Origin of the sequence: Nostoc sp. UIC 10607, assembly GCF_047228265.1 — a bacterium.
In the GTDB taxonomy this organism is placed as follows: Bacteria; Cyanobacteriota; Cyanobacteriia; order Cyanobacteriales; family Nostocaceae; genus Nostoc; species Nostoc foliaceum_A.
The window spans coordinates 1-5,774 of record NZ_JBIQNW010000137.1; the positions used below are offsets into that span (position 1 = coordinate 1).

A 5,774-nucleotide genomic window follows, 5' to 3' on the forward strand; every position below is an offset into this window, starting at 1 on the left:
GCTGTATTGGGCTTGGTTTATTGCGTCTAATCCTTGTATAGTGCAGCTTTAAAAGTTTTTCGCTCTTTTTGCGTAAATTACAAAACTTGAACTGAAGAGTATTACATAGCGAACGAACTATATGTAAAGCAGGGGGTAATAGTTTAAAACTCCCATATTTTTTTGTCAGCGCTGCTCTGGACTCCTTGCCCCAGGGCAGTTTTTTATTGTATAGGTGGCTGCAAGAGGATTTTGTACCCACTGCCAACAATCGAGTGATACATGCAGTGCGTTGTTTACTCGCTGCAAGCGAAATATTGCGTCGCAGTCCGTAAAAGCGTTAACCTCAAGTGTAGCAAGCATAAACCCTGATCACCAGTAAAACACCTAACACAGGAATTTAAGCAATGGCAAAGATTCAGCAGATTTGGCAACGTTGGATTCCTGGACTGCTTGAGAAAACAGTAAAGCGTGGAGAAACAGTGGAGTCGGGAGCAGAAGTTACTAAAGCTGCTTTGGAATTTGCGATCGCATTGGGCGTGCTAGCGAGTGTACCATCAGCACCAGTAGTTGCGGCAGGGTTAGCATTTGTAGGAATTGGACGGAAAGGCTTGACATTGCTACATGAAAGAACAAATCAGAAATTTGAGATAGAAGAATGGGTAGCTTTTGCTTGCCCATTAGCTTATATAAATAGTTTTAATGCTTTAGTTGAGAGAAACGTTTGGTTACAGGAAAAACTGAATGCAGAGTTAAAAGAGCAGGAAGTTAAGCTTCAGTTTCACCAACTGGGACAGTTAGAATTAGACAATAGTAAAGCTGAAGAAGCACTAAAGCAGTTTCCAAATTCAACATTAGGACAAGCTTTAAATCAAGAGTTATCTAGTTACCTAGAAACAAAAGGGATTAGACCAGAGATTGCATCTCTGGTAACAGGATGGGTAGCCTGGGATACATATAATTATATCAAGCAGCTTTTCTCTTACGAATCAGAAGATGTGCGTCAAACCTTAAGTTTGATGATAATAGCAGCACAAGAAATAAGAGCAGATGAGAAATACGCCAGCATTGAGTCATACCTGAAAGAGCAGATATCACCCTCACCCAGCGACTCGTCACTAATGGAGAGATGGAAGGTAATAGGTGAAGAATTTAAAATTACTGAAATTTATGTGCCACTGAAAGCTCAATTGTTAGATAACAATGGCAAACCTAAAGAAAAGTCAATTGTTGATTTAGAGAATTGGCTAACAGAGCAACTGAATAAATCGGAAACAAATAAGCAAGTTATTTTTATTCAAGCAGGCCCAGGGCGAGGCAAAAGCGTATCTTGTAAAATGGTTGCAGAGCGGGTAAGAAAAGAACTTCACCCAATTTGGACACCAATACTAATTAGGCTTAGAGACATAGATACTTTTGAGCCAAATATCGAAAATACTCTTCGTGCGGCTGTCAGGGAAAATTTTGCTAACCGAGATGATTGGTTAAGCGATCGCAATACTCGATATTTATTTATATTAGATGGTTTTGATGAATTACGTTTTGAAGGAAGAACAGCAAAGGGAGTTGAAGATTTTCTTGGGCAAGTAGGAAACTATCAAGCGCAAAGAGTATGTAAGCATAAATTCATAGTAACTGGTAGAGAATCAGCGTTGCATGGAATTGAAAATCGGCTACCAGCTAACTTAGTTAGGTTAGAAATTGCATTAATGGACGACGAACTACAAAAGCAGTGGTTATTAAATTGGGGAACACTAGTTGGACAAGATAAAGCATCAGAATTTCAAAAGTTTCTCAAGGCAGATAATTGCCCTGAGCGTGTTAAAGAATTAGCGCAAGAACCACTTTTGCTGTATCTTTTGGGAGCTATGCACCGAGATGACGAGTTAAATATCAAAATGTTTGAAGGTGCTAATGATGCTCAAGCTAAAATAATAATCTATCAAAAAACACTAGATTGGGTTTTAACAAAACAGCGACCTGAGAAGCTTAATCTAGAACTTACAGAATTTGATACAGAAGACTTGCGCCTGATTTTAATTGAAGCGGGGTTATGTGTTACTCAGTCTGGAAGAGAATGGACTTCAATCAAAGCAATTGAAGAACGGCTCAAAAATGATAAAACAGCCAGAGAGTTACTGGAAGAAGCACAGAAGAAGCTTGGTGGTGAAAATCCTTTAAGAAATGCGTTAGCAGCATTTTATTTACGCCCAGCAAAAGCATCCTTCTCAACAGAAGGTTCTGTCGAGTTTATTCATAAGAGTTTTGGCGAATTTCTCTGCGCTCAGAAAATAAAAGATAGCTTGAGACATTGGACAAAAATAGATTCTGAAAGTAGACGTGAGAGATATGTTATTGATGATGACAAGCTGGCAGAAGAAATCTATGATTTATTTGGCTACGGTGGATTGACAAGAGAAATTGTAGAGTACTTAATGGCTCTGCTTGATTCTGAAAAGCAATTTAAATACTTAAAAATATTTGAGCGATTAGAAGATTTCTATTTTGATTGGTGTCAAGGGAAATTTATTGATGGGCAAAAAACTAAAATTTTTCCTTTAACTCAAATGCAAAAGTTCCAAGTGAAAAATATAAATTTAGGGTTGAGAGAGATAGATATATATACTGGCTTAAACGTGATAATTTTACTTTTTGAATTAAATCGTTATGCTCAAAATAAAAATGATTTAAAAGATAATATTGTTTTTTATCCTTGCGGTAAAAAAGATAGTGATAATTATGATAGTGAACGATTATTTCGGATTATTGGATATAGCAACAGTAGTGGTTTAAAGACTTTTTCGGCAACTGTTGCTTATTTTCTCTCTAGCGCTAACCTCTCTGTTGCTTATCTCAGAGGCGCTAACCTCTCTGGCGCTAACCTTGATGGTGCTAATCTTGATGGCGCTAACCTCATAGGTGCTAACCTCTTTGTTGCTAACCTCTCTGGCGCTAACCTCATAGGTGCTAACCTCTCTGGCGCTAACCTCAGAGGTGCTAACTTCTCTGGCGCTAACCTTAGAGGCGCTAACCTTGATGGCGCTGACCTCTCTGGTGCTAACCTCTCTGGCGCTAACCTCTCTGGTGCTAACCTCTCTGGCGCTAACCTCTCTGGTGCTAACCTCATAAGCGCTAACTTCTCTGGCGCTGACCTCGATGACGCTGACCTCTCTGGTGCTAACCTCATAGGCACTAACTTCTCTGGCGCTGACCTCGATGGCGCTGACCTCGATGGCGCTAACTTCTCTGGCGCTGACCTTGATGGTGCTAACCTTCTCAATATTACTTGGGATGAGGATACAAACTGGAAAGATGTGCGACCATTAGATAAAACACAAAACGTACCTGAAGGCTTGCTTTCCCAACTAAACCCAACCGCCCACCCCTCGCCCCCAAAAGACACTCCACCCTCAGCCTGACCCCACTGCCGCCAACCCCGGTAGCAGCCGCCCCCGATAGAATTCCTGCTGTAACCCCGACAAAACCACCAGTACCCCAAGTTCCGACCAATCGCCCAAATCCTTGCCATGCAGAGATACCTGGTAGTAGCCACACTCCAAGCGATCGCACTTCACAGGATAACCCAGCGCGTGACATTTTTCGATTAGCGACGATACCAAAGGTGGATACGCAGTAGTGGTTTGGCAATCCAAAAATGTTAGGTGAGGGCTGGGTAAAGGTGAAAGGTTAATGGGTTTGGGATTTAAAACCTTTTCTCCTTCCCCCTTACCCTTTACGCCGCCAAATTCACTTGGCGAACTAATAGGGTGATTTGTCTTGCCTTGGATAAGGGTTAATTGTAGCTGGTCAGCACCAATTTCCCCGCCCCAAAGCTCTTGCAGTATCTCCTCACCGACTTGATATCGATGACAGAAATCCCCAGTCTTTTCAAAGCAGCATAGCGTTATATCTTGCGGATTTTCTTTCTGTTTTCTCACCCACAATTGAATTAGTTGCTGACGAGAATCCAGAGTCTTCCTGAACTCCCTGGTGTATTTTTCCTGTGCGGCGGTATCCTGGGCTGATGCTTTCCACCACTTCAGCAGTTCTGGAGTTGGCGCGAATAGAGGCAGGTGTTTGCCTTTCCAATTTTTGGGAGGGTACAGCGAAATTGAGATGGCCTCGCCTCGGATTTCGCCACGGTAGTATGAGGTGTAGATTGTCTATAATCGCACCCTCTCCAAGTCATAGTCAGTCACTCGTGCGATGGGCGAAGTCCCGCCAAGGGCGATCGCATCTCTGAAAGTAAAAAGCTCGTCACGGGGGAACGGCTTAGAAAATGGGGCAGGCTTTTTGGGGGTGCTTGTCTGCGTAGATGGAGGATCGGTTGGGTACGAAGCCTGCCCCATTTTCTCTTCGCCAGATGCGTCACCGTTTTCAGATATTCCTGGGGACATCCATTCGATGCAGTAGAACCAGGAATCGCAAATCAGTTGGATGCCTTGGACAATCCTTGCTGGTGGCCCGTCGCCATGAAATCGGAACTCGACTAATTCACCCAGGTGGAACACAGGTTTTTCTTTGGTAACTAATTGTAAGTTTCCTGTAGCAATGATTTCACGTCCTAAAACAGTTAGATTATCGTTGCCAGAGACAATCTCATAACTCCAGCCTTTAGCTGACCACTCGACACCGCAACAGTAACCGAAAGATTTGGTGGTAGTGACGTAGACTTTCTCTAACAGGGAAACTTCTAAGGGAGGAATCTCTTTACCCCAAGGTGGTGAAACATACCAGCAAGTTTCTAAAGTTTGGACAAGGTTAATCATGCTTATGCCTCCTGACTGAACAATAGACTGCACAAATAATCAATCCGTTTCCAAGCGATCGCAGCTTGCCTTGGAGAACAACTCAAGCCATAAGCACGACGGGCATCATAATTGCCCTTGATTCCCTTGGCTACTCCAACGGGAATCCCAAAAGCCACCTCACGAATACCGGGTTCAAAGCTTCGGTCTTCATGAGAGAACCGTACTTGCGTAATCTGATTTCCTATTTGGTCTGCCCAGGGGGTTGGCTATTGACGGTGGAATAAGCCATTGGGGTAGGCAATGATAAAGACTCTTTCTCTTTCATGTGGCAAGCCGAGGCAGTACGCGGGTATAGTTTCTCATTCACATACGTACCGGATTTTGGAAAGGTCTTCGAGGACTGTTGCCATTCCTCTAGAGTAGCCCTGTAGGATTTTCGATGAAAGCGATTGCTGGTCTACACTGGTTAATGATCCTAGATTGTTCTCCTCAGAGTAAATATCTGAAGTTGCCAAGTCCAAGTCTGTTGCCTAAGTTACTTGTGCCGACGCAGGAGAAACCCTACATTAAACTGTAGGCAAGATTTGCAGTATTTATACAGAGGTATAAATAATTACTAAAGTATAAACTGAATGCTGGTAAAAGATGATTATAGTAAATTTATATACTCTATTGCGGTGAATAACTCAGTAGAGTATTTTTGTGAAAGTGCGCCTATGGTAAGCGATCGCCTCTCCTGTGCCCTTGTTACAACCGCCCCTCTACAGCCTAAGATTGCTCCCTTGAGGTGATGAGGCAGCACTTGGCCAGCGAATGGGAACCATTGGTTCCCAAAATATGACTGATAGTGTTACAGCAATTGTGGCATTTTGTACCAGAGGTTCATAGAGATACCCGTGTGGTAGATATGCATATCTCACGATTACGGAGAATTTTAACCCTATGTCTACCTGAAGAATATAGAACATGGGAGCAACGCGATTTGGTGAGGTTGAACAAAAAAGGTGCGATCGCTAAAAACCTATGTAGGCGTACTTAGAATAG

At 42.7% G+C, this 5,774-nt stretch carries 5 protein-coding genes; 2 read left to right on the forward strand and 3 right to left on the reverse strand.

Features of this window, described 5'->3' with window-relative positions; translation table 11 throughout:
• The first annotated feature begins 386 nt into the window (after positions 1–386).
• Positions 387–3,398: a pentapeptide repeat-containing protein gene (locus tag ACEYW6_RS35550; RefSeq protein ID WP_412983503.1), complete on the forward strand. Its 3,012-nt coding sequence runs from the start codon at positions 387–389 to the stop codon at positions 3,396–3,398.
• Here ACEYW6_RS35550 and ACEYW6_RS35555 read toward each other — a convergent pair.
• From ACEYW6_RS35555 to ACEYW6_RS35565, 3 genes are read right to left on the reverse strand one after another with little or no spacing between them, the layout of a single operon-like run.
• The gene (locus tag ACEYW6_RS35555) at positions 3,390–4,139 is read right to left on the reverse strand and encodes a DUF488 family protein (protein ID WP_412983507.1); all 750 of its coding nucleotides are present in this window, start codon (positions 4,137–4,139) and stop codon (positions 3,390–3,392) included. The two genes, ACEYW6_RS35550 and ACEYW6_RS35555, sit on opposite strands and share 9 nt — an antisense overlap.
• Before the next feature lie 3 nt (positions 4,140–4,142).
• Positions 4,143–4,748 (reverse strand): DUF1392 family protein, encoded by a 606-nt coding sequence (locus ACEYW6_RS35560; RefSeq protein WP_412983504.1) that lies wholly within the window; start codon positions 4,746–4,748, stop codon positions 4,143–4,145.
• A 2-nt stretch (positions 4,749–4,750) separates the two neighbouring features.
• A complete protein-coding gene (locus ACEYW6_RS35565) occupies positions 4,751–4,906 on the reverse strand; it encodes a hypothetical protein (RefSeq protein ID WP_412983505.1) in 156 nt (51 codons plus the stop codon).
• Positions 4,907–5,577: 671 nt separating this feature from the next.
• Between ACEYW6_RS35565 and ACEYW6_RS35570 the strand changes: the two genes are divergently transcribed.
• Positions 5,578–5,769: a hypothetical protein gene (locus ACEYW6_RS35570; RefSeq protein WP_412983506.1), complete on the forward strand. Its 192-nt coding sequence runs from the start codon at positions 5,578–5,580 to the stop codon at positions 5,767–5,769.
• The last annotated feature ends 5 nt before the right edge of the window (positions 5,770–5,774 follow it).

Coding starts and splice junctions, on each gene's coding strand:
- ACEYW6_RS35560 (WP_412983504.1), bottom strand. CDS start 4,748: ATGATTAACCTTGTCCAAACTTTAGAAACTTGCTGGTATGTTTCACCA.
- ACEYW6_RS35550 (WP_412983503.1), top strand. CDS start 387: ATGGCAAAGATTCAGCAGATTTGGCAACGTTGGATTCCTGGACTGCTT.